This is a genomic window from Rossellomorea sp. LjRoot5 (genome assembly GCF_964253455.1).
Taxonomy (GTDB): domain Bacteria; phylum Bacillota; class Bacilli; order Bacillales; family Bacillaceae_B; genus Rossellomorea.
Window position 1 is genome coordinate 1,667,639 of the sequence record NZ_CAXUQN020000001.1, and the last position, 25,129, is coordinate 1,692,767.

Annotated in this window: 28 protein-coding genes and 1 tRNA gene; 23 read left to right on the forward strand and 6 right to left on the reverse strand. The window is 42.4% G+C overall.

Going from position 1 to position 25,129, the window contains the following annotated elements:
* Window positions 1-13: 13 nt before the first annotated feature.
* From pstC to phoU, 5 genes are read left to right on the forward strand one after another with little or no spacing between them, the layout of a single operon-like run.
* Entirely contained in the window at window positions 14-937 is a 924-nt protein-coding gene (pstC, locus tag ACSQ2E_RS08470) for a phosphate ABC transporter permease subunit PstC (protein ID WP_098439856.1), read from the forward strand.
* Entirely contained in the window at window positions 937-1,824 is an 888-nt protein-coding gene (pstA, locus tag ACSQ2E_RS08475; protein ID WP_034757612.1) for a phosphate ABC transporter permease PstA, read from the forward strand. Before pstC ends, pstA begins: the two co-directional genes overlap by 1 nt.
* Window positions 1,825-1,842: 18 nt before the next feature.
* Complete coding sequence (gene pstB / locus ACSQ2E_RS08480; RefSeq protein WP_435990133.1) at window positions 1,843-2,658, forward strand: phosphate ABC transporter ATP-binding protein PstB; 816 nt, start codon at window positions 1,843-1,845, stop codon at window positions 2,656-2,658.
* A 23-nt stretch (window positions 2,659-2,681) separates the two neighbouring features.
* Window positions 2,682-3,455 carry a phosphate ABC transporter ATP-binding protein PstB gene (gene pstB / locus ACSQ2E_RS08485; protein ID WP_435990134.1) on the forward strand — a complete coding sequence of 258 codons (774 nt, stop codon included), beginning with the start codon at window positions 2,682-2,684 and terminating at the stop codon, window positions 3,453-3,455.
* Between the two features lie 54 nt (window positions 3,456-3,509).
* A complete protein-coding gene (gene phoU, locus ACSQ2E_RS08490) occupies window positions 3,510-4,169 on the forward strand; it encodes a phosphate signaling complex protein PhoU (protein WP_435990135.1) in 660 nt (219 codons plus the stop codon).
* Window positions 4,170-4,256: 87 nt separating this feature from the next.
* Here phoU and ACSQ2E_RS08495 read toward each other — a convergent pair whose 3' ends face one another.
* A complete protein-coding gene (locus ACSQ2E_RS08495; RefSeq protein ID WP_435990136.1) occupies window positions 4,257-4,589 on the reverse strand; it encodes a hypothetical protein in 333 nt (110 codons plus the stop codon).
* Window positions 4,590-4,940: 351 nt separating this feature from the next.
* On the opposite strand from ACSQ2E_RS08495, the gene ACSQ2E_RS08500 reads away from it, so the two are divergent.
* The 9 genes from ACSQ2E_RS08500 to ACSQ2E_RS08540 all read left to right on the forward strand — a co-directional run bounded on the left by ACSQ2E_RS08500 (window position 4,941) and on the right by ACSQ2E_RS08540 (window position 13,164).
* Window positions 4,941-5,642 (forward strand): DUF4912 domain-containing protein, encoded by a 702-nt coding sequence (locus ACSQ2E_RS08500; protein WP_435990137.1) that lies wholly within the window; start codon window positions 4,941-4,943, stop codon window positions 5,640-5,642.
* Complete coding sequence (locus ACSQ2E_RS08505; protein ID WP_435990138.1) at window positions 5,639-7,960, forward strand: glycosyltransferase; 2,322 nt, start codon at window positions 5,639-5,641, stop codon at window positions 7,958-7,960. The genes ACSQ2E_RS08500 and ACSQ2E_RS08505 overlap by 4 nt, the downstream gene beginning before the upstream one ends.
* Window positions 7,957-8,964, forward strand: a complete 1,008-nt coding sequence (locus ACSQ2E_RS08510; protein ID WP_435990139.1) for a nucleotidyltransferase family protein — start codon at window positions 7,957-7,959, stop codon at window positions 8,962-8,964. Before ACSQ2E_RS08505 ends, ACSQ2E_RS08510 begins: the two co-directional genes overlap by 4 nt.
* 6 nt (window positions 8,965-8,970) lie before the next feature.
* Complete coding sequence (locus ACSQ2E_RS08515; RefSeq protein WP_435990140.1) at window positions 8,971-9,552, forward strand: hypothetical protein; 582 nt, start codon at window positions 8,971-8,973, stop codon at window positions 9,550-9,552.
* Window positions 9,553-9,609: 57 nt separating this feature from the next.
* On the forward strand, window positions 9,610-9,759 hold the full coding sequence (gene rpmG, locus ACSQ2E_RS08520) for a 50S ribosomal protein L33 (protein WP_064091498.1): 150 nt from the start codon (window positions 9,610-9,612) through the stop codon (window positions 9,757-9,759).
* Window positions 9,760-9,900: 141 nt separating this feature from the next.
* Window positions 9,901-10,467 carry a 5-formyltetrahydrofolate cyclo-ligase gene (locus tag ACSQ2E_RS08525; protein ID WP_435990141.1) on the forward strand — a complete coding sequence of 189 codons (567 nt, stop codon included), beginning with the start codon at window positions 9,901-9,903 and terminating at the stop codon, window positions 10,465-10,467.
* Window positions 10,457-11,239 (forward strand): DUF92 domain-containing protein, encoded by a 783-nt coding sequence (locus tag ACSQ2E_RS08530; RefSeq protein WP_435990142.1) that lies wholly within the window; start codon window positions 10,457-10,459, stop codon window positions 11,237-11,239. Before ACSQ2E_RS08525 ends, ACSQ2E_RS08530 begins: the two co-directional genes overlap by 11 nt.
* An 80-nt stretch (window positions 11,240-11,319) precedes the next feature.
* Window positions 11,320-11,502, forward strand: a complete 183-nt coding sequence (locus ACSQ2E_RS08535; RefSeq protein WP_318019851.1) for a hypothetical protein — start codon at window positions 11,320-11,322, stop codon at window positions 11,500-11,502.
* Between the two features lie 138 nt (window positions 11,503-11,640).
* Window positions 11,641-13,164, forward strand: a complete 1,524-nt coding sequence (locus ACSQ2E_RS08540; protein ID WP_435990143.1) for a rhomboid family intramembrane serine protease — start codon at window positions 11,641-11,643, stop codon at window positions 13,162-13,164.
* Here ACSQ2E_RS08540 and ACSQ2E_RS08545 read toward each other — a convergent pair.
* Entirely contained in the window at window positions 13,161-14,036 is an 876-nt protein-coding gene (locus tag ACSQ2E_RS08545) for a hypothetical protein (protein WP_435990144.1), read from the reverse strand. The genes ACSQ2E_RS08540 and ACSQ2E_RS08545 overlap by 4 nt on opposite strands.
* A gap of 141 nt (window positions 14,037-14,177) precedes the next feature.
* On the opposite strand from ACSQ2E_RS08545, the gene ACSQ2E_RS08550 reads away from it, so the two are divergent.
* The 7 genes from ACSQ2E_RS08550 (at window position 14,178) to ACSQ2E_RS08580 (ending at window position 22,124) form a co-directional block, all read left to right on the forward strand.
* Window positions 14,178-15,638 carry a spore germination protein gene (locus tag ACSQ2E_RS08550; protein WP_435990145.1) on the forward strand — a complete coding sequence of 487 codons (1,461 nt, stop codon included), beginning with the start codon at window positions 14,178-14,180 and terminating at the stop codon, window positions 15,636-15,638.
* Between the two features lie 145 nt (window positions 15,639-15,783).
* Window positions 15,784-15,990 (forward strand): YqgQ family protein, encoded by a 207-nt coding sequence (locus ACSQ2E_RS08555; protein ID WP_435990146.1) that lies wholly within the window; start codon window positions 15,784-15,786, stop codon window positions 15,988-15,990.
* A 5-nt stretch (window positions 15,991-15,995) separates the two neighbouring features.
* Window positions 15,996-16,964 (forward strand): ROK family glucokinase, encoded by a 969-nt coding sequence (locus ACSQ2E_RS08560; protein WP_435990147.1) that lies wholly within the window; start codon window positions 15,996-15,998, stop codon window positions 16,962-16,964.
* Window positions 16,965-17,287: 323 nt separating this feature from the next.
* On the forward strand, window positions 17,288-19,165 hold the full coding sequence (locus ACSQ2E_RS08565; RefSeq protein WP_435990148.1) for an LTA synthase family protein: 1,878 nt from the start codon (window positions 17,288-17,290) through the stop codon (window positions 19,163-19,165).
* A gap of 98 nt (window positions 19,166-19,263) precedes the next feature.
* A complete protein-coding gene (locus ACSQ2E_RS08570) occupies window positions 19,264-20,460 on the forward strand; it encodes a M14 family metallopeptidase (protein WP_435990149.1) in 1,197 nt (398 codons plus the stop codon).
* Between the two features lie 243 nt (window positions 20,461-20,703).
* The gene (locus ACSQ2E_RS08575; protein WP_435990150.1) at window positions 20,704-21,810 is read left to right on the forward strand and encodes a hypothetical protein; all 1,107 of its coding nucleotides are present in this window, start codon (window positions 20,704-20,706) and stop codon (window positions 21,808-21,810) included.
* Entirely contained in the window at window positions 21,810-22,124 is a 315-nt protein-coding gene (locus ACSQ2E_RS08580; RefSeq protein ID WP_435990151.1) for an MTH1187 family thiamine-binding protein, read from the forward strand. Before ACSQ2E_RS08575 ends, ACSQ2E_RS08580 begins: the two co-directional genes overlap by 1 nt.
* A 50-nt stretch (window positions 22,125-22,174) precedes the next feature.
* Here the strand turns inward: ACSQ2E_RS08580 and ACSQ2E_RS08585 are convergent, their stop codons facing one another.
* Both ACSQ2E_RS08585 and ACSQ2E_RS08590 read right to left on the reverse strand, forming a co-directional pair.
* Window positions 22,175-22,528 (reverse strand): winged helix-turn-helix transcriptional regulator, encoded by a 354-nt coding sequence (locus ACSQ2E_RS08585; protein WP_034757670.1) that lies wholly within the window; start codon window positions 22,526-22,528, stop codon window positions 22,175-22,177.
* Window positions 22,529-22,742: 214 nt separating this feature from the next.
* Entirely contained in the window at window positions 22,743-22,916 is a 174-nt protein-coding gene (locus ACSQ2E_RS08590; protein WP_034757672.1) for a DUF2759 domain-containing protein, read from the reverse strand.
* A gap of 196 nt (window positions 22,917-23,112) precedes the next feature.
* Here ACSQ2E_RS08590 and ACSQ2E_RS08595 point away from each other — a divergent pair, with 196 nt between their 5' ends.
* On the forward strand, window positions 23,113-23,748 hold the full coding sequence (locus ACSQ2E_RS08595; protein WP_435990152.1) for an MBL fold metallo-hydrolase: 636 nt from the start codon (window positions 23,113-23,115) through the stop codon (window positions 23,746-23,748).
* Window positions 23,749-23,788: 40 nt separating this feature from the next.
* Here the strand turns inward: ACSQ2E_RS08595 and ACSQ2E_RS08600 are convergent, their stop codons facing one another.
* The gene (locus ACSQ2E_RS08600) at window positions 23,789-24,034 is read right to left on the reverse strand and encodes a DUF2626 domain-containing protein (RefSeq protein WP_034757675.1); all 246 of its coding nucleotides are present in this window, start codon (window positions 24,032-24,034) and stop codon (window positions 23,789-23,791) included.
* A 278-nt stretch (window positions 24,035-24,312) separates the two neighbouring features.
* Here ACSQ2E_RS08600 and ACSQ2E_RS08605 point away from each other — a divergent pair, with 278 nt between their 5' ends.
* Window positions 24,313-24,693 (forward strand): Spx/MgsR family RNA polymerase-binding regulatory protein, encoded by a 381-nt coding sequence (locus tag ACSQ2E_RS08605; RefSeq protein ID WP_435990153.1) that lies wholly within the window; start codon window positions 24,313-24,315, stop codon window positions 24,691-24,693.
* Between the two features lie 349 nt (window positions 24,694-25,042).
* On the opposite strand, the gene ACSQ2E_RS08610 is transcribed toward ACSQ2E_RS08605, so the two are convergent.
* Window positions 25,043-25,114 (reverse strand) — tRNA-Gln (locus ACSQ2E_RS08610).
* Window positions 25,115-25,129: the final 15 nt, after the last annotated feature.

Consider the following 25,129-nt stretch of genomic DNA (forward strand, 5'->3'; position numbering starts at 1 on the left):
TTTAGGGGTGTTTATGGATATGGAAAACAAGCTACCTGCCTCAAAGAGGCTGATTAAAAGTAATAGATCTTGGATGAACGGTGAATTTAAGGGAAGATTCTTAGTGACATTAAGTGCAGTCATCATGATTGCCGCAACAATTTCCATCACCATTTTCTTAACATCAAAAGGGTTGCAGTCATTTATTAAAAATGGTGTAAGTCCAATTGAATTCTTAACCAGCCCGGATTGGAAGCCTACAGGTGAAAATCCAATGTATGGTGCTCTTCCGTTCATTTTCGGTTCCTTTGCGGTTACGATTCTTTCTGCATTAATTGCAGCACCGCTTGGTATCGGAGCGGCTATCTTTATGACGGATATCGCCCCATCATGGGGAAGGAAAATCATGCAGCCGATTGTAGAGCTCCTTGTCGGGATCCCGTCAGTTGTTTATGGATTTATAGGACTTACAGTATTGGTCCCATTTATTCGGTCTAATACTTCCGGTATCGGGTTTTCACTGCTTGCCGGTATGATCGTATTATCCGTGATGATTTTGCCGACCATCACTACTATTGCCACAGACGCCATGAGTTCATTGCCGAAAAGCCTTCGCGATGGATCATATGCATTAGGGGCAACAAGATGGCAAACGATTAGAAAGGTATTAATCCCTGCTGCATTGCCAACCTTATTGACAGCTGTCGTACTGGGTATGGCGAGAGCATTTGGTGAAGCACTGGCTGTTCAAATGGTCATAGGAAATACAAGAGATCTTCCTCAAAGTATAGTAGACGCATCAGCGACGTTGACAACGATCATTACGTTAAATATGGGACATACCACTTATGGAAGCGTAGAGAACAACACGCTCTGGTCGATGGGCCTCATTCTATTAATCATGTCATTCATATTTATCTTATTGATCCGCTACTTATCATCGAGGAGGAAAGTCTAATGAATAGTAAGAGAGCAGACAAGATCGCCACAGGTGTTTTCATTGGTATAGCAACAGTCATCATTGCGCTATTAGTCGCTTTATTTTCTTATATATTAGTAAAAGGTCTCCCATATGTGACATGGGACTTCCTGACAACTCCATCCAGTGCTGTCCGTGCCGGTGGAGGAATCCGTGACCAATTATTCAATTCATTCTATATCCTGATCATCACGATGATCATAACGGTTCCACTAGGTGTCGGCGGAGGCATCTATATGGCTGAATACGCAAAGCCAGGTAAGATCACGAATACCATCCGTTCTTGTATTGAAGTACTGGCCTCATTACCATCTATCGTCATCGGAATGTTTGGACTATTGGTGTTCGTAAATACAACGGGTTGGGGATATACCATTATAGGTGGAGCCCTGGCACTTACGGTATTTAATCTTCCTGTATTGGTTCGTGTAAGTGAAGATGCCATCAGGAGCGTACCCCGTGAGTTGAAAGAAGCGAGCCTTGCTCTTGGGATCACCAATTGGCATACCGTTAAAACTGTACTCATCCCTGGTGCATTCCCGTCTATTTTGACAGGGGCCATCCTTGCATCGGGCCGTGTATTCGGTGAGGCAGCTGCCTTATTATTCACAGCCGGACTGTCGACTCCAAGATTGAACTATATGGATTGGAATCCAGTTTCGCCTACATCTCCTTTGAATCTTTTCAGACCGGCTGAAACCCTGGCTGTTCACATTTGGTCGGTTAACACCCAAGGGTTGATTCCCGATGTAGATGAAAAAGCAGCAGGCGCTTCTGCCGTCTTGATTCTTTCGGTGTTGATCTTTAACCTGGGTGCACGATTCATCGGAAGCTACATTCATAATAAAATGACAGCGACAAAATAATAGAAGGTGTGATAGTACATGTCGGTTCAATTAGAAACGAATCAGAAGCGCTCTTCAAGAGTAGCGGATCGAATCAAAAATGAGACCATCATTGATGTTCAGAATTTAGATTTCTATTACGGCGATAATCACGCCGTTAAAAATATAAACATGGAAATTGAAAAAAATGCTGTGACAGCATTGATCGGTCCTTCCGGTTGCGGGAAATCGACCTTCTTAAGAACGGTTAACCGCATGAATGATCTGGTGCCTATCGCCCGTGCAGAGGGGAAAATCATGTACGAGGATGTAAATCTTCTTGGTAAGGATATTGATGTAGTAGCCCTTCGCAAAGAAATCGGGATGGTTTTCCAGAAGCCGAATCCATTCAGTAAATCCATATACGAAAATATTGTTCATGCATTGAAATTTTCCGGAATCAAAAAGAAGAGTGTCTTGAATGATATGGTAGAGGAAAGTTTGACCAAAGCGGCACTTTGGGATGAAGTAAAAGACCGTCTTCATACTTCGGCACTCTCATTATCAGGTGGACAGCAGCAGCGGTTATGCATCGCAAGGACCATTGCAATGAAACCGACGGTCATGTTATTGGATGAACCATCCTCGGCCCTGGACCCGATCTCAAATGCCAAGATTGAAGAATTGATCACGGATTTGAAGAAAGAGTACACGATTGTCATTGTCACCCATAACATGGGCCAGGCATCCCGTGTTTCTGACAAGACGGCATTCTTTTATAATGGTGATTTAGTGGAATTCGACCAAACCGAAAAGATTTTCACCAATCCATCGGAAAAAAGGACGGAAGACTATATTTCAGGACGTTTCAGTTGATCAATTAGTTGGAGGGGTTTCGTGTGTCAATAGCTGCAACGAAAAAAACGGCATTTAATGTAAACGACTTAAATTTATGGTATGGAAATAACTATGCTTTAAAAAACATTACGTTTCCTATTTATGATAAAGAGGTTACCGCAATTATTGGACCATCAGGATGCGGGAAATCGACATTCGTCAAAACATTGAACTTAATGAATCGTTCGGTGCCCGGGATTAAAATGTCCGGAGAAATCAATTACAACGGGACGAATATCCTCTCAGACAAGGTCGATTTAGTTGAATTGAGAAAAAAAGTGGGGATGGTGTTCCAAAAAGGAAATCCATTTCCGCAAAGCATTTATCACAACATTACGTTCGGACCGAAAGTGCATGGGGTCAAAAAGAGGAAAGAGCTAGATGAAATCGTGGAATCAACGTTAAAGAGTGTTGCATTATGGGAGGAAGTAAAGGATCGATTAGATGCCCCGGCCATGGGTCTGTCGGGTGGTCAACAACAGCGTCTGTGTATTGCCAGGGCACTTGCGACAAAACCTGAAATCCTTCTGATGGACGAACCGACCTCGGCTCTCGATCCCATTTCCACTGTCAAAATCGAAGAACTGATCAGTGAGCTCAAGAAACAATATACGATTGTCATTGTCACTCATAATATGCAGCAGGCAGCAAGGGTTTCTGATAAGACAGCTTTTTTCCTATTAGGGGACTTGATTGAACTGGACGAAACGGATAAAATATTTTCTAATCCTAGTGACAAAAGAACGGAAGACTATGTATCGGGACGATTTGGTTAACTTGCACTTCGAGAAAAATGGTTCTTCATCATTACTTAGCAAAGGGGAATAAGTATGGCGATTAGAAGAAATTTCGATAATAATTTAAAAGAGTTAAAAGACAAACTCTTCGATATGGCGGATCTTGCTAAAGTATCTTTAAAAGAGTCTGTGGTAGCCTTGAAGACACAAGACATTGAAAAAGCAGAGGAAATCATCAAAAAAGATCATATCATTAATCAATATGATAATGAAATCAATAATCTTGCCATCATTCTCATTGCGAAAGAATCTCCTGTAGCAACGGACTTGCGGAAAATCATCTCTGCATTAAGGATCTGTTCTGAAATTGAACGGATCGGGGATATGGCTACGAATATCGCGAAGTCTACCCTGCATATCGGAAACCAGAAATTGATCAAGCCGATTGAAGAAATTCCGAGAATGCTCTCGATTGCTGAAGAAATGCTCGAAGAAGCGCTGACGGCTTTCTATACTGAGGATGCTTCCATGGCGAAAAAAGTGGCAGATCGTGATGATGAGGTAGACGAACTGTACGGCCAACTGGTAAAAGAACTGATGACGTATATCCCGAACTATCCAGATGAAATCAGTCAAATTACGCAACTGGCGTTTACGTGCAGATATATTGAACGTGTAGCGGATCACGTCACGAATATTTGTGAAAATGTCATATTCTTAGTGACCGGTGAACGATTTGATCTGAATAACTGAACTAAAATGGCCAATATATATTATAAACGGCTTACTCCAACAGTTGAGTAAGCCGTTTTTCTGGTTCTAAGCATTTATTGTTCGCCGTCATGAGTCCTGAATGATAGAGAGGACTTCTTGTTTAGACAGTGTGGATTGTTTTGTGATCTGATCCACTTTTACCCCCTGCTTATAAAGGGATATGACTTGATTCTTAATAATTTCGTTAATTGGACTCTTGTGAAGGGTCATATCGCCATCCAACATGAGCTCTTCTTCCAATACGCTTATTCGCTTCTTTAATTTATAATGCTCCTGCAGAACATTCATCGATAATTCTTCCATATCTTTTTCAATATCACGATACCGATCCCGTTGGAAAAACGAAATGACAAGTAATAGGATAGAGAAGCTTACTAATCCAATGAATAGGTAAGTCACTTTATCACCCCAAGCTGTATTCTTCTCCTTTATTTATAGCACAGATCATGTTCCAACTCTATATAATACGTGGATAAATGTGTGGGATATACCAATATTTTGTCGAATGTCGTGGCAAGATCCACAAAGAAAAATGTCGTTATGGAAATGTAATCGCTTTATTATCATTTCAGCATACTAAATCATAAAAAAAATGCACGTTTAATCCTATTGCCATCATGTGTAACAAGATACGACAAAATGCGTTTATTGTAGGTTTTTCAATACGGTGTTACGATAAATTTAAGATTAATTGTCATAATATTTAGATTGAATTCATATAATAAATGTTTCGTTTTAGGAGGAATGATTTTGATCACAGAAATAATCAAGTTAAAAGAACAAGGTGTGTCATTCAGGAGGATTGCCAAAGAACTGAATACAACCGTGGGTAAGGTTCAGTATCAATGGGTGAAGTACCAGAAAGCATTGGAGAATAGCCCGGTTCCAGCAGATGTTGAAATGATAGAACCAGAAACACCGAAGAAGCGTGTAGGAAGAGCAGCTTTTGGCAGGAAGATGCCTAAGGGCAGAGTGAGAAACCCGAGAGCCACCGAATTATCGATTACGTTTTCAACTTCTTCCAGGATCTATTGTTATTGGAACATTTCCCATGACTGGATCCGGCATGTGAAGGCTCATTTTAAGATGAACTCCGACCCACAGCCATTTGTTCTTCGATTATATGATATTACTTCTATTTCTTTTAATGGTCATAATCAACATCACCATTCGGATTCGTATGTACCATTTACAGAAACCGATTGGTTCCTGAACGGATTAAAGGAAAACCGGAGCTACTGCATGGAAATCGGTTTGCGGCTACCGTCAGGGGACTTTGTTGCCTTTACCCGTTCCAATGTCATTCATACCCCGAGAACCTCTCATCAACAGGAGGCGCACAGTATGAAAGAGTTGTTGGAATACGAGCAGGGATTAATCAAGGAACCAAAGTGGGTGGAGCATGTCAGCACGTATTCGTATTATGTCATGAATGGGGAGGAAAAGGCATGAAGGCTCTTTCAGAAATCATCGTGTATCCAACATGTAATGAATATTCATATTCTCAAGTGTTTGAGCGGGAAGATATGCTTACTGCATTACTTTTAGAGAATGGAGAATTGATCGAATTCCTTGATCGGAATGAGAGTAGTTCCATTCCTGTCGTGTTGAATCCTCTCCTTTTCTCCCTTTTTATGAGCGAAGAGTTTAAAGAGAGGGCGAACGCTATCATTCAAAGCAACCTCCTGCAAGCAGGCTCTCATGATAAACATAAGTGGCAGTTCATCTATTCACAGTGGTCAACTTATGACATGAATCTCGTACAAGCCTACAAACATCTCGCATTGGAAGGAAAAGCAACCGTCATCCCTACGGCGGTAAGTCCTTTTCCATTCACCCATTACCGGACTCAACGGGCCATTGAATCCCAGGTTCGGATGAGTACATTACTATTCAAGCAATATTTTCAAATGATTCCTAAGTCGTTCTGGTTACCTCAAGCCGCGTATGTACCGGGGATTGATCTTTATCTCACTCAGCAAGGCATTGACTATACATTCATTTCTTCCTTTTCCTATGAACATAGTGAGAAGGAACAGAACAGAGGTGTGATCAGGACGCCGAGGGGATTGAAGCTCATTCCTGTTGAGGAGGGCATTGACTACCGGGAAGAAAACGATCAACCACTTTCAATCGTATTCGTAAAGACGCTATCAGACTATGATGCATTACTGAAACTGGATAGAGGGAATGCCCGTCATACAATGGAAATCATGCTGGAAGAACCTACCGCTCTTTCAAGGGTGGGCTTCGGGTATCTTGGAATGGAGAAGCAAATCCCGATAATGGCAGATTCAGCCATTCGGAATATTCGGGTGGTTCATCGCATGGAAGAGCAGTTGGAGAATATGGTTGCGTTGTCAGCCGAAACAGAGTGGGCCTTTCAAATTATAAGGGAATGGGTATCGAGCATGGAAAGGTTTAAAGATGAGAATGGATTAACTACGGTTCATTTCGACCGGTTGCTTGAACAAGTCATGGATGGGCATAAGGATGGACATCTCCTTCTTCATCGCAAGAGAATGATCCCTTTTCCATCTGACGACATTCTTGAGAAGCTCTCCATCGGAATGAAGGGTGACGTGGGAGAGAAGCATGATTCAGTGCTGATCCTTTCCTGGGAGTATCCGCCGAATATCGTGGGTGGGTTATCGAGACATGTGTATGATTTAGCCAACAATCTTGTGAAAAAAGGAAAGCATGTGCATGTTCTTACCACCAAGGCCAATGATGCACTTGCCCTGGAGAAAATGGAAGGTGTCACGATTCATCGGGTCCATCCTTTGCATCCATATGAAGAAGATTTCTTTAAATGGGTATTCGATTTGAATCAGTCCTTCATTCAGTACGCGCATGACTTGATACGAGATGAAAGAATCACACATATCCATGCCCATGATTGGATCGTATCGACATCAGCGATGAAGCTGAAAGACTATTATTCCCTTCCTCTTATCACCACGATCCATGCTACCGAACATGGCAGGAATCAAGGGATTTATACCGATTTGCAACACAAGATCCATGGGGAAGAGCAGCTTCTCATCGGTGCTTCTGATCATCTCATCGTCTGCAGTGAGCATATGAAAGACGAAATCAAGAGCTTATTCACGATAGAAGCACCAATCGCTGTCATACCAAACGGTGTGGAAATGGAGAAACTGGACCAGTTATCCCCCTATACCTTTTCCAAACCATCGACGCCATACTTTTTTTCAATTGGAAGGATGGTTCATGAGAAAGGATTTGATACCATCATCCGTGCAGCCTCACGGTTAAAGGAAAAGGGTTATAACATCTCCTTCGTCATAGCAGGGAAGGGTCCGATGCTCGAGCAATATCGAAAGACGGTTATCGAGGAGCAGCTTTCTGATTACGTATCATTTGTCGGATACATTTCGGATCGTGAACGAAATGACCATTTGAAGAATTGCCTGGCCGTCATCTTTCCAAGTTTGTACGAACCGTTTGGGATTGTTGCTCTGGAGGCGATGGCCTTCCGGAAAGGCGTGGTCGCTTCCAATACCGGTGGACTGAAGTCCATTGTGAAACACGAACAAACCGGCTTATTATTTGAACCCAATCAGGAACATAGTCTCTATACTCAATTGATTTCATTAATTGAAGATCCCCAAAAATCGGAACAGCTGGGTGAACTGGGTTTTAAAATGGCACAGTCCATGTTCAGCTGGGACCGGATCGCAGATCAGACCATTCATGTATATGATGATGTGCTTCTTCAATCAAAAGTCGAGGGCATAAAAAGATGAAGGCGGTTATATTGGCAGGTGGAGAAGGCAGGCGATTAAGGCCATATACGATGTCCGTTGCGAAGCCCATGGTCCCGATACTGAATAAGCCAATACTTGAATATAGCATTAACCTCCTAAGTTCTTATGGAATAAAAGATATATTGATTACGACTTGTTATAAAAGTGAGACCATTAAAGATTACTTCGGAAACGGGAAACGGTTCAATGTGAATATCACGTATCTTGAGGAAAAATCCCCACTGGGGACAGCGGGTGGCATATTCCTCGCACGGCACAGGCTGCGAGAACCGTTCCTGGTTCTTAGCGGGGATGCTTTTACCAATATTCCCATCGACAAGGTCATTGAATTCCATTATGAGAAAAGAGCGGTCATGACCGTGGTGTCAAAGGAAGTGGTGAATCCAAAAGAATATGGAATCTGTCATACGGACGAAACCCGCAAATTAGTCGGTTTTATCGAAAAGCCCGAAGAGTGGGCGGGTAATGAAGTCAATACAGGTGTATATATGCTTGATCCAAGGCTTTTGGATCGCTATGCCCACATTGGTGCCAAAGATTTCGGGCAGGATTTCATTCCCCGGCTTTTGTTGAATAATGAAGAAGTATACGTGTTTAAGACCAGTGCTTATTGGAGAGACATCGGTAACCCGGAAGAATATAAATGTGCAAGGGACGATCTTATGAGGGGACATTTCTCTCCTCCCTCTTTTAAGAAAGGATTCCATCATTCAAAGGGCTTGATGGAGCCTTTCATCACCCGTCTGCAGGTAGCCTGTCCAAATGGAAAGAAACCGATGGTGCTTGCAAAACTGCTTGAGACGGTTCCGTCTTCCTCCAGTCAGAAAGAAATCGTATTCGATCACAGGGATGGGGGCCGGACGAAAATCATAAGTGATCCAAAGAGAGGATTTATCATCTATTCCAATGCGGACAGAAGAAATCTGGCAAGGGAGTTTGCAAGATATTACGGAAAGAAAATAAAAATCTGGCAAAAGGTGTAGAGGCTAATGAGGGAGAATCTGAATCGAACGTTTCATATTCAAGGAATTGCCTGGAACAAGAAAAATGAGTATACGCCCGTCCACTCTGAGAAATGTTCTTCCCTAACGGATATTAAAGTAAGAGTGAAGGAAGAGGTTGAGGGGTGGGGTGAATCTTATGTATTCGAAATGGAGAATATGTCAAAAGGAAATCGCCAGCTAAAAGTTTTCTTTCTCATCGAGTGGCTCGCCTGCAAGGAAGATGGAGTGGGGGTTCTGTCCCTTTCGAAGGATACATTCTGGAATTACAGCGGAAAACGGGTTGCCATCACCAATATTGTTTCCTGTGCAGAATCTGTAAAGAAAACAATCTATCCTCTTAATCTGAAGGGGCTCAAACTTTGGAAGAAATCCTTAAGCAAAGGTAGCTTATACTACCATCCCATAACAAATGGCCTCAATATGATGGTGTATATGCTGGATTTCTCTTTCAAGCCCTTCGAAGTGAAACAGGGGAAAGTATATGCCGTTGAAGGTGAGCTGGAAGAAGAGGTTGCAAATTTAAGTGATAGAATAAAAAACGGACTAGCATTTCCCGGGGAAAAGTGATATTATATAAAAGTCGTATGAATAGTAGAAGATGTATATGTTTGGAGGGAAATTATAATGCGTGTAAACATTACTTTGGCTTGCACAGAAACTGGTGAGCGTAACTATATTACTACTAAGAACAAGCGTAACAACCCAGACCGTTTAGAGCTAAAAAAATATTGCCCGAAATTAAAGCGTGTGACTCTTCACCGCGAAACGAAATAAGCAGCCGGATTTTATCCGCTGCTTTTTTTTATGCTTTATTAGGTTCTAATTTATACTGAAGAGTAGCTGGCGTAAGGGCTGTCGCATTTATGCGGGAAATCCGTTAAAATAATTTCAGGATAGTAAGCGTGGAGGGATCATATGTCTAAAAAGGAAAAGCGGAAATCTCAGCTGCAAGTTTTAAAATCCATTGGTCATATTGCATTTCAACAAAAATGTTTCGAAATAGAACAGCGCCTTTTTGGGTCTCCTGAGTGGAAGCGAAGCAGCATTGTATCAATTACCATTTCAAAGCCTCCGGAACTCGATACTTGGAATATCATTAAGAGAGGCTGGGAAGAGGGAAAGACAGTCGTCGTGCCAAAGTGTCTCCCGGAGAACCGCCAGTTGGTTTTTTATAAACTGAATGATTTTCATCAGTTGGAACAATCTTATTTTAATTTATATGAACCGGACCCGGAGAAGTCCGTTGCTGTAAATAACGAATCCATTGAATTGATGATCGTACCGGGGTTATCTTATACCAATGCGGGTTACCGTCTTGGGTTTGGTGGGGGATATTATGACCGGCTGCTTTCAGTCTTTTCAGGAACCACAGTGTCTCTTGCCTTTGAAGAGCAAATGGTCGAATCATTGCCGATCGAATCCTTTGATATGCAGGTGTCAACCATATTGACGGACTTGAGACGGATCGATTGTGAAGATTGAGTTCTTCTTTCTTCTTCTCTTTATCCCTGCCATCGCGATTGGAGGATGGAGGACCAAGAATTTAAGTATATCAGGAGCTTGGATGGCGGTGTTGGTCGGGCTTTTCATTGGTATCGCATATGGTTTCCGGGGCTTGTTTGTATTGGGGGCATTCTTCCTTTCGTCAAGTATATGGTCTCATCTATTCAAAAAGCACAAAATCGGGATAGAGGACCGGCTCGCTAAGACGTCCAAACGAGATTGGCAGCAAGTATTGGCAAACGGCGGACCTGCAGCACTATTCGCCCTGTTGTTCAGCATAACAGGGGATAACGTATGGTCATTTGCTTTTGTTGCATCGGTTGCAGGGGCAAATTCGGATACCTGGGCTTCTGAAATTGGTCCTTTAAGTCATAAACAACCGTTTTCCCTAAGGTCGTTCCGGAGAGTTCCAAAAGGCACATCGGGAGCCGTTTCTCCTATCGGTACAATCGCGGCGATCCTGGGTGCAGCTTTTATCGCACTGGCAGCCCTGGTCATGCTGGATGGTATGGATACCAGACTCTTTATATTGATCACACTTTCCGGGTTTCTTGGAAATCTCCTGGATACATTGCTGGGTGCGTATGTACAATTGGATTACAGGTGCCGGGTGTGCGGGATACAGACGGAATCCACTGTCCACTGCGGACAGCCTACCGAAAGAACGAAGGGCTACTGGATGAATAATGAACTTGTCAATGCCATTTCAAGCTTAATGTCCGGAGTGATCCTTCTTCTCCTCTATTGGTAGCAGGCAAAAAAATGCCAGGTTTAGATAAATTTATGGGATAAGCCAATCGGTTATGATCCAAACTATAAGCAGGAGGGATCATGATGAACGGATGGACAAAATGGTTAGTGCTCGGAGGTTTGGTTCTCTTTTTGGTTCCAAATCGATATCGTTTGTTAAACTTGTTATTAGGGAACTTTCTACTACGGAAATTTGCTGTAAGAGCGGCCATGGGAATCCCCGGTATTCGCTCGAAGTTCATTCAGGGCGCATTCCGCTCTTGACCAAAAAAGGCTGCAGGAGGGCCATACCCCATCCTGCAGCCTTTTTTGTTTACACATTAAAAACAGGTTCGGTATAGTAGGGGGAGACACATTGAAATTTCGGTAGGTTAAAAGAGTAAAAAGAAAGTAGTGGATGTTGTGGATTTACGATATCATTATTTATTTTGGAAAGTAGCCCACTATTTAGTGGAATATAAACAATATCGGATCCTGAATCTTTCCCCCGACCAGGATGAAATATGGTTGGAGAATTCAGGAATGAAAGAAGGAAACATCGTCCGGATCGTTCGAAAGGACCTGGATTGGGGTAACTGGGTCAAGAGAGATTTGGAATTGACCTCCATGAATGGAGAAAAAATCAGGAAAACCCTGAAGAAAAGACAGCTTCATATAAAGAATCTCTACATATCTACTTTTCCACCTGTCGATGGGGATCCAGATCTATTCCTCGACCCGGTGAACCGTCATAAAACGACCATCCAACCTATTCTGCTAGATGGAGATGAAAGTGTGGAAAAGCTAAAAGCCCATCCACTTTTCAATGATGGAGACTGGGAGCTCCCCCCTGAAGTATTGGTAGCCAATGTTAATTGGATCAAAAATATGGCCATGACGTCTTCCTCCAAGCAAATTCAGAAAGAGAGACAGTTATTTGAAAGAGGGAAACCGTTTTTTACTTATCTCTTTATTGCTGTTCAAGTGATCATGTTCCTCATTCTTGAAATGAATGGAGGGAGTAAGGACCCCGAGACGCTCATTCAATTCGGTGCAAAATATAATCCTCTTATGATAGAAGGGGAGTGGTGGCGCCTCATCACACCAATCTTCCTGCATATAGGATTACTGCATCTCTTGATGAACACACTCGCTCTTTATTATCTCGGAATGGCAGTGGAGAAAATGTTCGGCAGGCTCCGGTTCGTTCTCATTTATATACTGTCGGGAGTCGCAGGCACGCTTGCAAGCTTCCTGTTTACATCCAATCTTTCAGCAGGGGCAAGTGGGGCGATCTTTGGTTGTTTCGGTGCTCTCCTGTACTTTGGGGTATTACATCCAAATGTTTTCTTCCGCACCATGGGAACCAATATCATTGCGGTCATCTTATTGAATCTGGTCCTGGGATTCAGCCTTCCCGGCATTGACAACGCTGGCCATATCGGGGGTCTTATTGGAGGATTCCTTGCGGCAGGGATCGTCAGTCTGCCAAACGCAATCCGGCCGGTGCGTCAGCTCCTGTTTCTTCTTGGAAGCATTCTTATAACAGGTATATTGGTATGGAATGGCATCGGAGAGGATTCAAGTTCCTGGGATGTCGATACGGCAAATGGGGTCGCCCAGGAAAAGATATCGAATCAGGAGTGGGCGGAAGCCGAGGACCTTCTTACCCCTGTAGTGGAAGAAGGAGCTCCGAATGCACAAACCTATTTCTACCTTTCCTATGCTGAAATCAAGCAGAATAAATTAGCACCGGCGAAGAAGCATTTGACCTCTGCAATAAAGGAAGATGATCGATTTCATGAAGCCCACTACAATCTTGCCTTGATATTGATCGATACCGGGGAAAGGGAAGAAGCTTACCTCCACGCAAAAAAAGCCTATGAATTAAATAGGCAGGATGAAAAGTATGAGAAACTTTATAAAGAGTTACAAGGGAGCAATTAAGATATCAACTGTCTGAGTAAGGACGCGCCCCCATAACGATCAACGAGCAGCACAAGGACTTCTTTTTTATCTTTTTTAACTAATAGTAGAGGAATGGCACTGTCGATGGATTCCACCACAGAGCCGTCCTCTTTTTTAATCCCTAAATAATAGTTTTTATATAGTCCTTCCCATAGATTACCGATCAGGCGATCCCATTCCTTTCTGGTGAAGCCCTCCAAGGGACGGCCATCGTACATCGCGAGACTGGTCAGTGGGATGGGGGTGTATTCATCGACATTGATGCCCATGGAGGAAAGGGCATTTTCCCATAAATAATCGAGTTGTTGGGACGTCACTTTGTCCAGGATGTTCTTCCATTCTTTTTCCGTGTCGCTCCCCGGTTGCCTGAAGGCATTTAATGGACTGAAATTGGAATCGATCACGTACAGCGTATCTTCTGACATTTTCTGGGCGCTGGTGAACTCTGTGTCTGATTCATGTATTTCAGAATAGTGAAACGTTACTGCTTGGAGAATACTGCTCTCTTTCCCCTTTATGGTCGATTCCTCATCAATCTGATCTGTATCCTGTTCCCATTCATTCATCAGACCCTTCAATCTCCCATTCATATATAAAAAGCCGACATCCTGACGTAAATAAGCGGGAGTATCAAGCTTTGAAGAGACCTTCCAATTTACCTCATAATGATCATTTTTCTTTTCCGGTTGGAGCATCAGAAGCGTCGTGGCCGATTCATAAGATACGTTTTCATTTATGGGAAAGAAAATGATGCTCTCCCGGCTTTGCGGCTTGTAAATAAATTGAATGCCCACAGCCACTATACACATGAGCACCAGAAATGGCATTGCTTCTTTCAGCCTATCCTTCATTTTGTTCACTCCAGTGGTTTGTCCATTTTCTACATAGTATGAATCGATGGGATTGAATATGATAGGATGTATGATTTCAGGCTTCTTTGTCTAGTATGGTAAAGATGGAAAATCATGTAAAGGTATTGGGAGTGAAGGCTAATGTCGAATGAGAAGAAAAAGCCTGTCTCTACTCAGATTGAAGAAAACACCAATTATTTAAGGGATACTTTAGCAGTGGACAAGAGCTTTGATGTCATTCAGTTGGATCTGGAGTATGCAGAAAGAAAGATGGCCATGTTTTTAGTGGATGGCTTCGTTAAAGATGATATTATGCATTATCTGATGAAGCTCTTATCTGGACTCAGTCCTGAACAATTGGAAGAGGATACGCTAGAAAAGCTTTTAAAAACGTATATTCCTTATATAGAGATTGAACAAGTAGATGACTTGAATCAGGTGATCGATTTAGTACTGGCAGGTCCGACAGCACTTGTCGTGGACGGCATTGACAAGGTTATTATGATTGATGCCAGGACGTATCCGGTCAGAGGGCCTCAAGAACCTGATTTAGAACGGGTGGTAAGGGGTTCAAGGGACGGATATGTCGAGACGATTGTATTTAACACAGCATTGACAAGACGGAGGGTGCGCGATCCTTCTCTTCGCATGGAATACATGCAAATAGGCAGAAGATCTAAAACGGACATCGTTGTCAGTTATATAGAAGACATTGCCGACCCTAAGTTGGTGCATAAAATCAAAGATGCACTCTCGAAGATCGATACAGACGGCCTTCCCATGGGGGAGAAAACGTTGGAAGAGTACATTGCGGGACGGCATTGGAATCCCTATCCGCTGGTCCGGTACACGGAAAGACCTGATACTGCGGCATCTCACCTATATGAGGGACATGTTCTCATCATGGTGGATGGTTCTCCGAGTGTCCTCATCACCCCGACCACGTTTTGGCATCATCTTCAGCATGCTGAAGAATACAGGAATAAACCTTCTGTAGGGGCTTATCTGCGTTTTGTAAGGTTTATTGCGGTGTGGACATCGATCTTTTTACTGCCCCTTTATTATTTATTTGCGATCCATCCGGAGCTGCTGCCGGAACCCATGGCCTATATCGGTCCGAATGATGTAGGGGAAGTCCCGTTATTCCTTCAGTTTTTAATCATTGAAATTGGGATCGATATTTTAAGGATGGCCGCCATACATACCCCGTCTTCCCTGGCAACCGCCCTTGGCCTCGTTGCAGCTTTGATGATCGGGCAGGTTGCGGTTGAAGTCGGGCTGTTCATTAATGAGGTCATTCTTTACCTGGCGATCGCTGCCATCGGAACGTTCTCGACCCCGAGTTATGAGATGAGTCTGGCTAATCGACTGGTGCGGATTTTCCTATTGATATGTACGGCTTTATTTGGTGCATATGGATTTGTAGTGGGTGTATTCTTATGGATCATCATGCTCTCAAGAATGAGTTCGTTTGGCATTCCATATATGTGGCCATTTATTCCCTTCAATCTCAGGGCATTCAGGGATGTATTCATTCGTTCCCCGATCCCCCTTAAGAACAGGCGGCCGCGATTTCTGCATCCGAAAGATCCGGATCGTTAGAAACGATAGAAAAGAGATTTTCTTACTGGATATTCCTTTAAGGAAATCTCTTTTTGTTTTGTGTCCGTACTGGTTTGTTTAGGATTGAGAAGAAAGCGGTTTTCACTTATACTTTATAGGGAAGAAGAGAAAGCAGGTGTATGGCATGAAAACGATTTATGATATCCAACAGTTACTCAAAAATTATGGAACGATTATATATGTTGGACATCGTCTTTCCGACCTGCAACTAATGGAAGGCGAATTAAAGGAACTCTATCAATCCCAACTGATCGATACCCGGGATTTTCAGACCGCTTTATTTTTGTTGCGTCATGAAATAGAAATTGAAAAAGAAAAACAGGACAGGTGATAAAAATGACAGAAAAATGGTTAGTTGGAGTTGATTTAGGAGGAACGACAACAAAGATTGCGTTCTTGAGTAAATACGGTGAGCTTTTACATAAATGGGAAATCCCCACGGATAAATCGGAAAACGGAAAAAATATCATTGTGAATATTGCGAAAGCGATAGATCAAAAGCTTGAAGAATTGGATCAGAGCAAGGATAAACTGGTTGGGATCGGTATGGGTGCACCTGGACCCGTCGATACGGCTAAAGGAATCATTTACGAAGCGGTCAATCTAGGCTGGGAGAATAATACGCCTTTAAAAGATTTGCTTGAAGTCGAAACAGGATTACATGCAGTCATTGACAATGATGCAAACTGTGCGGCACTCGGTGAGATGTGGAAGGGTGCAGGCGATGGGGCGAAGGATATCGTATGTGTGACATTAGGTACGGGCGTAGGGGGCGGTGTGATCACAAATGGCAATATCGTTCACGGTGTGAAAGGAGCAGGTGGTGAAATCGGCCATATCACCGTCGTACCGGAAGGCGGATACCAGTGTAATTGCGGGAAGACAGGGTGTCTTGAAACCGTTGCCTCAGCGACCGGTGTCGTCCGCCTCGCAAACGAAAAACTCGATGCCACAGGGGAAGAATCAACGCTTCGGGCCCTGAGGGATTCCCACGGTTCAATCAGCGCCAAGGATATCTTTGATGCGGCAAGAAACCAAGATGGACTTGCCTTGGCAGTCATTGATCAATTAGCCTTCTATCTCGGGTTATCACTTGCGAATCTCGGAAATGGGCTGAACCCTGAAAAAATCGTGATTGGTGGGGGAGTCTCTAAAGCAGGGGACATCTTATTAAAGCCCGTCATTACATTTTTTGAACAGTTTTCATTCCCGACGGTCCGTACTTCTACACACTTAAGTATTGCCACGCTTGGAAATGATGCCGGTGTGATCGGGGCAGCCTGGTTGGTCAAGAACAAGATCTAATTTAACCGTAAAGTAACATTCGAAAGAGAACTTTCCTTTATGGAGGGTTCTTTTTTGTATAAGGAATAGTAGTCTAAAACACCTAATGACTAATGAACCTTTTTTAATTAATCCTGTATTTATGAAACTTTTACTGGTTTCATTCGTCTAATAGTATGGGTAAGAAAATAAGGCTTAAACCATTATACACACCCATTATGTATCCACGATTGACGTTTTGTAAAAAGATGAGTCAAGGTTTCATAATGGAATCATTATTTCTCTATTAAAATCATGAAAGTGTTACATACGCTTGAACCGTTTGTAGCAAGGAGGTTGAATAAATGAATGTAAAGAAAATACCAAAGGTACCGCTTATCATTATCGCAGCATTGTTCCTTTGGATCAAAACGTATATTGTCTACAAAACCAGTTTTGATATAAAGATAGAAAACGCTCTCCAAGAACTGATTCTATTCATTAACCCACTAAGTTTCTTACTATTCATCTTCGGAGTGGGCTTACTTCTTAAAAAGGATAAGTCTCGCACCCGGTACATCATCACTGCAAGCTTCGTCCTCTCGTTTATCCTGTACGGAAACGTAGTATTCTATCGATTCTTCGATGACTTTTTGACATTGCCTGTCCTATTCCAAACAAGCAATTTCTCTGATTTAGGCACGAGCGCCAGTGCAATCATGAGCTGGAAGGATCTTTTCTATTTCACCGATGTGATCGTATTGATTTTCATTATAAAGTTGAAACCAACCTGGTTTTCTTTACAGAACTATTCTAAAGCCAATCGACGGGCTTATTTCCTCGTTGCAACAGCACTGGTTTTCTTTAACCTTGGATTGGCAGAATCGGAAAGACCTCAGCTTCTGACCAGGACATTTGACCGTGAAATGCTGGTCAAGAATATCGGAACATATAATTATCATGTATACGATCTTTTCCTGCAATCCAAATCTTCTGCCCAGAGAGCTCTTGCGGACGGAAGTGAACTGGCAGATATCGACAATTACGTCAGAGCGGGTTACGCCCGGCCCGATAAGGAAATGTTCGGGGTGGCAAAAGATAAGAATTTAATCATTGTGTCCCTTGAGTCACTGCAGAACTTTGTCATCAACAGTGAAGTGAATGGACAGGAAATCACTCCTTTCCTTAATGATTTCATAGGGGAAAGCTACTATTTTGATCAATTCTACCATCAAACCCAACAAGGGAAGACGTCCGATTCCGAGTTCATCATGGACAACTCCCTTTATCCGTTGAACCGTGGAGCGGTATTCTTTACCCATTCAGGGAATGAATTTGAGTCCATGACGGAAAAACTGGGGGAAAACGGATATTATACATCAGCTATGCACGCAAACAATAAAAGCTTCTGGAATCGTGACATCATGTATGATTCCCTGGGGTATGACCGATATTATTCGTTACCTGATTATGATGTGACAGAAGAAAACTCTGTGAACTGGGGGATGAAAGATATCCCGTTCTTCGAGCAATCTGTGGAGCATATGAAACAAATGCCTCAACCGTTTAGTACGAAGATGATTACATTAACGAATCATTATCCTTTCACGCTTGATGAAGAAGATCAGTTGATCGATCCTTATACATCCAAGGACGGTACGGTGAATCGTTATTTCCAGACGGTCCGTTACATGGATGAAGCGGTGAAGAACTTCATTACGGACTTAAAGGAGTCCGGTCTGTATGACAATTCCGTCATCGTGATGTATGGGGACCATTATGGGATTTCAGAGAATCACAATAAAGCGATGAGTCAATATCTCGGTAAAGACATCACCCCGTTTGTAAGCACTCAGCTCCAACAGGTGCCACTGATCATCCACATTCCCGGTGAGGAAGGGAAAACCATTTCCAAGGTTTCAGGACAAATCGACTTAAAGCCGACCATCATGCACCTTCTCGGAATCGATACCAAAAAGGACATTCAATTTGGTTCTGACCTCTTCTCCCATGAACATGAGGACCTGGCCATACTCCGTGACGGACGGTTCATCTCGAAAGACTATGTGTATGCAGGTGAAAAATGCTGGAATAAGGAAACGGAAGAAAAAACCGATATGAAATATTGTGAGCCATTTAAAGAGCGTGTTACTAATGAGCTGGAATACTCCGATAAGATCATTTATGGAGATCTGCTCCGCTTTTATGGGGAAACCGAATATCGTGATGACGATGAATCATAAAGTTAAAGCTTGCGAAAGGTTTCGCAGGCTTTTTTTGTCATGAATTTTTGAACCATTCATACATGTAAGTAAGGACATATGAATGGGGAGGTTCCATTATGAAAGTGAAAGTGCGCAGTGGCGATACCCTCTGGTACTATAGCCAACTGTTTTATATCCCGGTCCAGTTAATCATCGATTCAAATCCTTCCGTTGATCCGAATAGATTGAAAATCGGTACAGAGATACAACTTCCAGGATTCAGGAAAGAAAATCATTCTATTAAACAGGGTGATTCTTTTTGGTCCCTTGCCCAAAACCGGAATATCGATGTCGATGCGTTACTTCTAATGAACGAAGGTGTTAATCCCAATGGATTACAAGTTGGTTCGACTATCATTCTTCCCTCCAGGGTGGTTTCACCCATCGTCAATGGTAAACAGGCCTACGGTTCACAAAGATTCGAGGGAGATGTCCAACGTTTAAAAGAGATCTATCCCTTTATAAAATTAAGATCAACCGGCGAAAGTGTAGGTGGAAAAGATCTCATCGAAATAAGGATAGGAAGCGGAAAGAAGAAAGTTCATATGAATGCTTCTTTCCATGGGAATGAGTGGATCACCACATCCGTCCTCATGACGTTTATCAATGATTATTTACTTTCCTTGACCAACAGTCAGCTTATGAGGGGAATACAAACCCTGCCCATATATGCAGATGTGACGATGTCACTCGTCCCCATGGTGAATCCCGATGGAGTGGACCTTGTTCTGAATGGTCCCCCCGGGGATAAAAGAACGGAAATGATCGCTCTCAATAGGGGAAGTACCGATTTTACCGGATGGAAAGCCAATATTAGAGGCGTGGATTTGAACAATCAGTTCCCTGCCAAATGGGAAGTCGAGCAGGAAAGGAAGGAGGAAAAAGAACCTGCTCCAAGAGATTTCCCAGGATATAAGCCACTCTCAGAACCTGAAACCATCGCAATGGCTAAGCTTGCCCGGCAAGAAAAATTCGATCGACTTCTTGCCCTGCACACCCAGGGGAAAGAATTTTACTGGGGGTATGATGGATTGGAGCCTCCGGAAGCCGCTAAACTAGCAAAAGATTTCACCAGAGTGAGCGGGTATGAATCCGTCCGTTATATTGATAGTTACGCTGGATATAAAGATTGGTTTGTCAAAGAATTCAAGAAATCAGGGTTCACCCTTGAATTAGGAAGAGGCATCAACCCCTTGCCCCTATCACAATTCGATGAAATCTACCAGGACGTACTCGGTATTTTACTCGTCTCAATCTATCGGTGGTATGAATGAAGAAAATACTCGAAAAATCTTTTTATAAGTTCCATAAATATCTATTGTAGAAAACGAAAATCAGGAGTAAAATTAATCATCATCCTAATGAATAGTAACCTCTTGTGGTGACCCTAAAGGTGTGTTTCTGAACATCTGGTCATCACTTTTTTGAATTTTTGTAATGTTTTTTTAATCTTATTGAAACATTTTTACGTTTGAAACGTACTAATTAATATGGAATACAGGAGAAGGGGGAAGTGGATGAAAAAGAAAAAAAGTAGTGTGTTGATATTTTTCATAATGTGCATTCTGTGGTTAACGGCATGTCAGCCGGAAGAAACACAATCTTCCCCCTCAGAGAAAGAAAAGGCTCATAAGAAAGAAATGATGGTCAATATCCTTCCTGCAGAAGGATTTATAGAAAATGTCGGCTGGCTGTCCAGTTCAGAAATCCTTTCTGTACGGGAAAAGGATGGTATGACGTCCTTCTATATCTACAATGTGTATGACGGAAGCAATCAAAAAATTTATGATGTACAACCCTCTTATGTGAGCGCAAGTATCTCACCTGATAAGAAAAAAATACTCATTCATTCCTCTCCGGCATCCTATTCAGCCCAACTGACGATCATCAATAGATCAGGGGAAGTGCAATTTCAAAAGGACGTTCCTTCCTACGACTTGACTCATTCCTGGAATCCGTTCAATGATGATACTTTGTTAATCACGACTTTCAATGAAGATTGGAGCTTTCAGGTCTTTGAAATGAATATCGGGGACAGGACCATGGATCCCATTGAGGTAGAACAGCCGTTTGTTCAGTGGCAATCAGCATCCTCCGTCCTTTATCAGGATTGGAGCAAAGATGAAGTGAGCGTATCGGCACCCCTGATCGCTCAAAATATCCTCGATGGTAAGAAGGAAACGATCGTGGAGGATAGTATCCATTTCAATCAATTCAATGATTCTCTGTTAGCGGTCTTCCCACGAGAAGAAAATGGGCCTTTTACGTATCAGTTCATTCATTCCACCGGGGAAGTTCAGTCCGAATTTACAGTTGACCTCTTAAGCCGTTACTCTGATTGGTTAATCCCTTACTATGATATGATAGAAGGGACGGGGCGGTTGATTACGTTCGTTGCCAATGAACCAGGTTCCTTTGATACGTACTCGGGCACGTTTTCTTTAAAGGGGTGGGACACGAATTCCGGAAAGGAAGATGTCCTGTTTGATGATCTTCCTTTAGAACCCATAAAGTGTTCTCCTGATGGAGAATCCTGTTTATATGGAAATCAACTTGAAAAAGTAATCAATTTGAAGAACTCAAGTATCATCCAACTATTAAAAGAAGAAGGAGCAGATATGTAATGGCGATAGTCGATGTAACAGTAATACCAATCGGAACGGAATCTCCCAGCGTAAGTTCATATGTTGCGGATCTGCATGGGATCCTTAAGGGGTATGAAGAGGAAGGGAAGATCCGTTTTCAACTTACTCCCATGAATACTATTATAGAGGGGGAACTCCCCGTTCTTTTCCAAGTGATTCAAGATATTCATGAGTCCCCATTCCAACAAGGGATCCAGCGTGTGGCAACCAATATCAGAATTGATGACCGCAGGGATAAGCCATCCACCATGGAAGGAAAACTTTCTTCCGTCCAGCGTAAATTAGAAAAATAACGGCTATAAAAAGAGTGGGCATCCATGCCCACTCTTTTTATAGGAACCGATCAAACTTCTTCACTTTCCAAAAGGACTTCACTTTTGTCGGGATAGGTTTTTTCGATGTGCTGCTCACCCCATGCACATAACATATCCAGAGGCTCTTTTAACGACCATCCGTACTCTGTCAGTTCATACTCCACCTTTGGAGGGACCTGATTATAAATGATCCGGTTTATGACGCCATCTGCTTCAAGTTCCCTCAATTGCTGGGTCAGCATTTTCTGTGTTATTCCAGGCATCAAACGTTTTAGTTCACTGGTTCTCCGCTTGCTTTTAATCAAATGACAGAGGATGACGACCTTCCACTTGCCACCGATCACTTCCAAGGAAGCTTCTACGGGTATATTGTATTTTTTCATATCATTGCCTCCACATCTAAAGTCAAATATTATATAGAATCAGCTGCAAGGATAGGGAATATCCCATTTCCTTGAAGATATATTTCACCATTATTATAACGTACACATCCAAAAGGTCCATAGGGTACTTTTGGGTGCCTATAGCGGGAGTGGGGAAAATTAAAAAGCCTTCCAAAACAAATTGGAAGGCTTTTTAATGTGTAACATTTTTTAATTAATGGCCACCTGGGTATCCAGAGTGAAGGACAGTCATAATTGTAAACCATCCAAAGACACCTAATGTCGCCAATGAGAAAAGGATTCCCATTGCATTCTTGTTTTTGAACGTGCTTACTACTGCGAATAAAGCTAATAATGTAACCAGTGAAGTAATAATTACAAGACCCATTTATATGACCCCTTTCATTAAAATGCGTTTTACTGATTCTATTGTAACATTATGTACATAAATGCACCCATTAACATTTTATAGGTTTTTCTCCTGTTTGTCGAGGTCAAAAAGTTTGACACTTCTATGTCGACCTCATTTTTATGATGACGGAAGTTCTGATACAATAAAAGTATCACAAATGGAGGTGGAAACGTTGCAATGGAAACAAATGCCCTTAGGCCCTCTGCAAACCAACTGTTATATCCTATGGAACGCCAATAATGATTGCCTGGTGATTGATCCCGGTGGAGAAGGGGATAAACTCATTCAATGGTTGGAGAATCAATCATTGTCTCCGTTAGCCATTCTTCTCACTCATGCTCATTTTGATCATATTGGAGCGGTTGATCAAATGAGGGACCACTTTAGCATCACTGTATATGTACATGAAAAAGAGGCACAGTGGTTATTAGATCCTTCATTGAATGGATCACAGCTATTCATGATGGGCGAGCCCGTCAGACTGAAGCCAGCGGATTACATACTGACAAATGAAAAGAACTTGAAAATTGGTGACTTTCAACTGCAATTATTCGAAACACCTGGTCATTCACCCGGTAGTATTTCTTATTATGTACAAGAATGTGGAATCGTATTAGCAGGAGATACTTTATTTATGGGCGGTATCGGGAGATCTGATTTGCCGGGTGGAAACCAGAAAGAATTATTAACAAGTATTCATGATAAGTTATTGACCCTGCCGGAGGATACCACAGTCCTACCAGGTCACGGTCCTGAAACATCGATTGAAGTGGAAATGGATTCCAATCCTTTCTTGAACGGCTTCTAAATAAAAAAATCCCTTCAGCTACAAGCTGAAGGGATTTTTTTTAGTGTCCTCCTGCACCAGGAGTCATCATAAAGGTCGTCCAATAAGTAAAACCTGCAAAGAACACTGTTAAGTAGGCACCGAAAACATAAATATACATGCGTTCGGACAGTTTTAAATAGCTAAGCATAATGAAGAATCCGGTTTGGCCTAAAAAGATTAATGATGTCGTGGTCATATCACCAAGATAGAACATAACGGCAAAAATACCAGTCCAAAACCCAAGAACTCTAAACATACGATCCATATGTAACCCTCCTTTGCACCCTAAGTCCATCACTCAATATTATAAATGAATACTACCATAAAAGTAAATATGTGTTTGAAGTTAGTTTGTGACGAATGCTTGTTAACTAAACATGAAACTTTCATTTTCTCTATAACTTACGAATTATTTTAGATTAACCCATTTAATGTAAAAAAATAATCACAAATTTCCAAGTGATATTACTGTACAAAAGTTATACAATTAATATACAATATGTTTAATGAATAAGAAAGTTCAATTTAAAGGAGGTCAATAAAGTGAACAACCTGACATTTTTTACTTATCCAAGCTGTACCTCTTGCCGAAAAGCCAAAAAGTGGTTAACCGCACATTCCGTCGATTTTGATGAGAGACACCTATTTAGAGAGACTCCTACACATAAAGAGCTGATGGATCTACTATCCTTAACGACTGATGGACTTGATGAAATACTTGCCACAAGAAGCCAAACGTTCAAAGCCTTGGGTAAAAACGTGGACGATCTGCCATTATCAGAAGTGATCAAACTAATCATCGATGAACCGAAACTTCTTCGCAGGCCCCTTTTGACAGACGGAAAAAAACTGGTCGTCGGCTACAATCCAGATGGCCTTCAGAGTTTGGCGAACAAAAACAGATCACTGAAGAAAAGCAGCTAGACGGTAATTGAAAAAGGCAGGCACTCGAATTTCGAGTGCCTGCCTTTTTCAATGGTTATAAGTTATCGGGGCTGAACGAGCCGTTTCCGCTTTTCGATTATCCAGCTGCGGGGCTTAGAGGCTCGAGGTCATAAGCTAAGGAACCCAAAAAGGCAAAGAACGCCTTTCCGGGTTCCTCATCTTATGCTTGTCGCCTCTGGGCAAAGCCCCTCCGCTTTTCGAGATGTCCAGCTGCAGGGGCTTGGGGCTCGAGGTCATAAGCCAAGTAACCTAAAAAGGCAAAAGGCGCCTTTTTTGGTTACTCGTCTTATGCTTGTCGCCCCAGTGCGAGCCCCTTCCGCTTTTCTTACTGGGCTAGCTGGATTCGAACCAACGCATGTCGCAGTCAAAGTGCGATGCCTTACCGCTTGGCTATAGCCCATTGAATCGTCTTTAC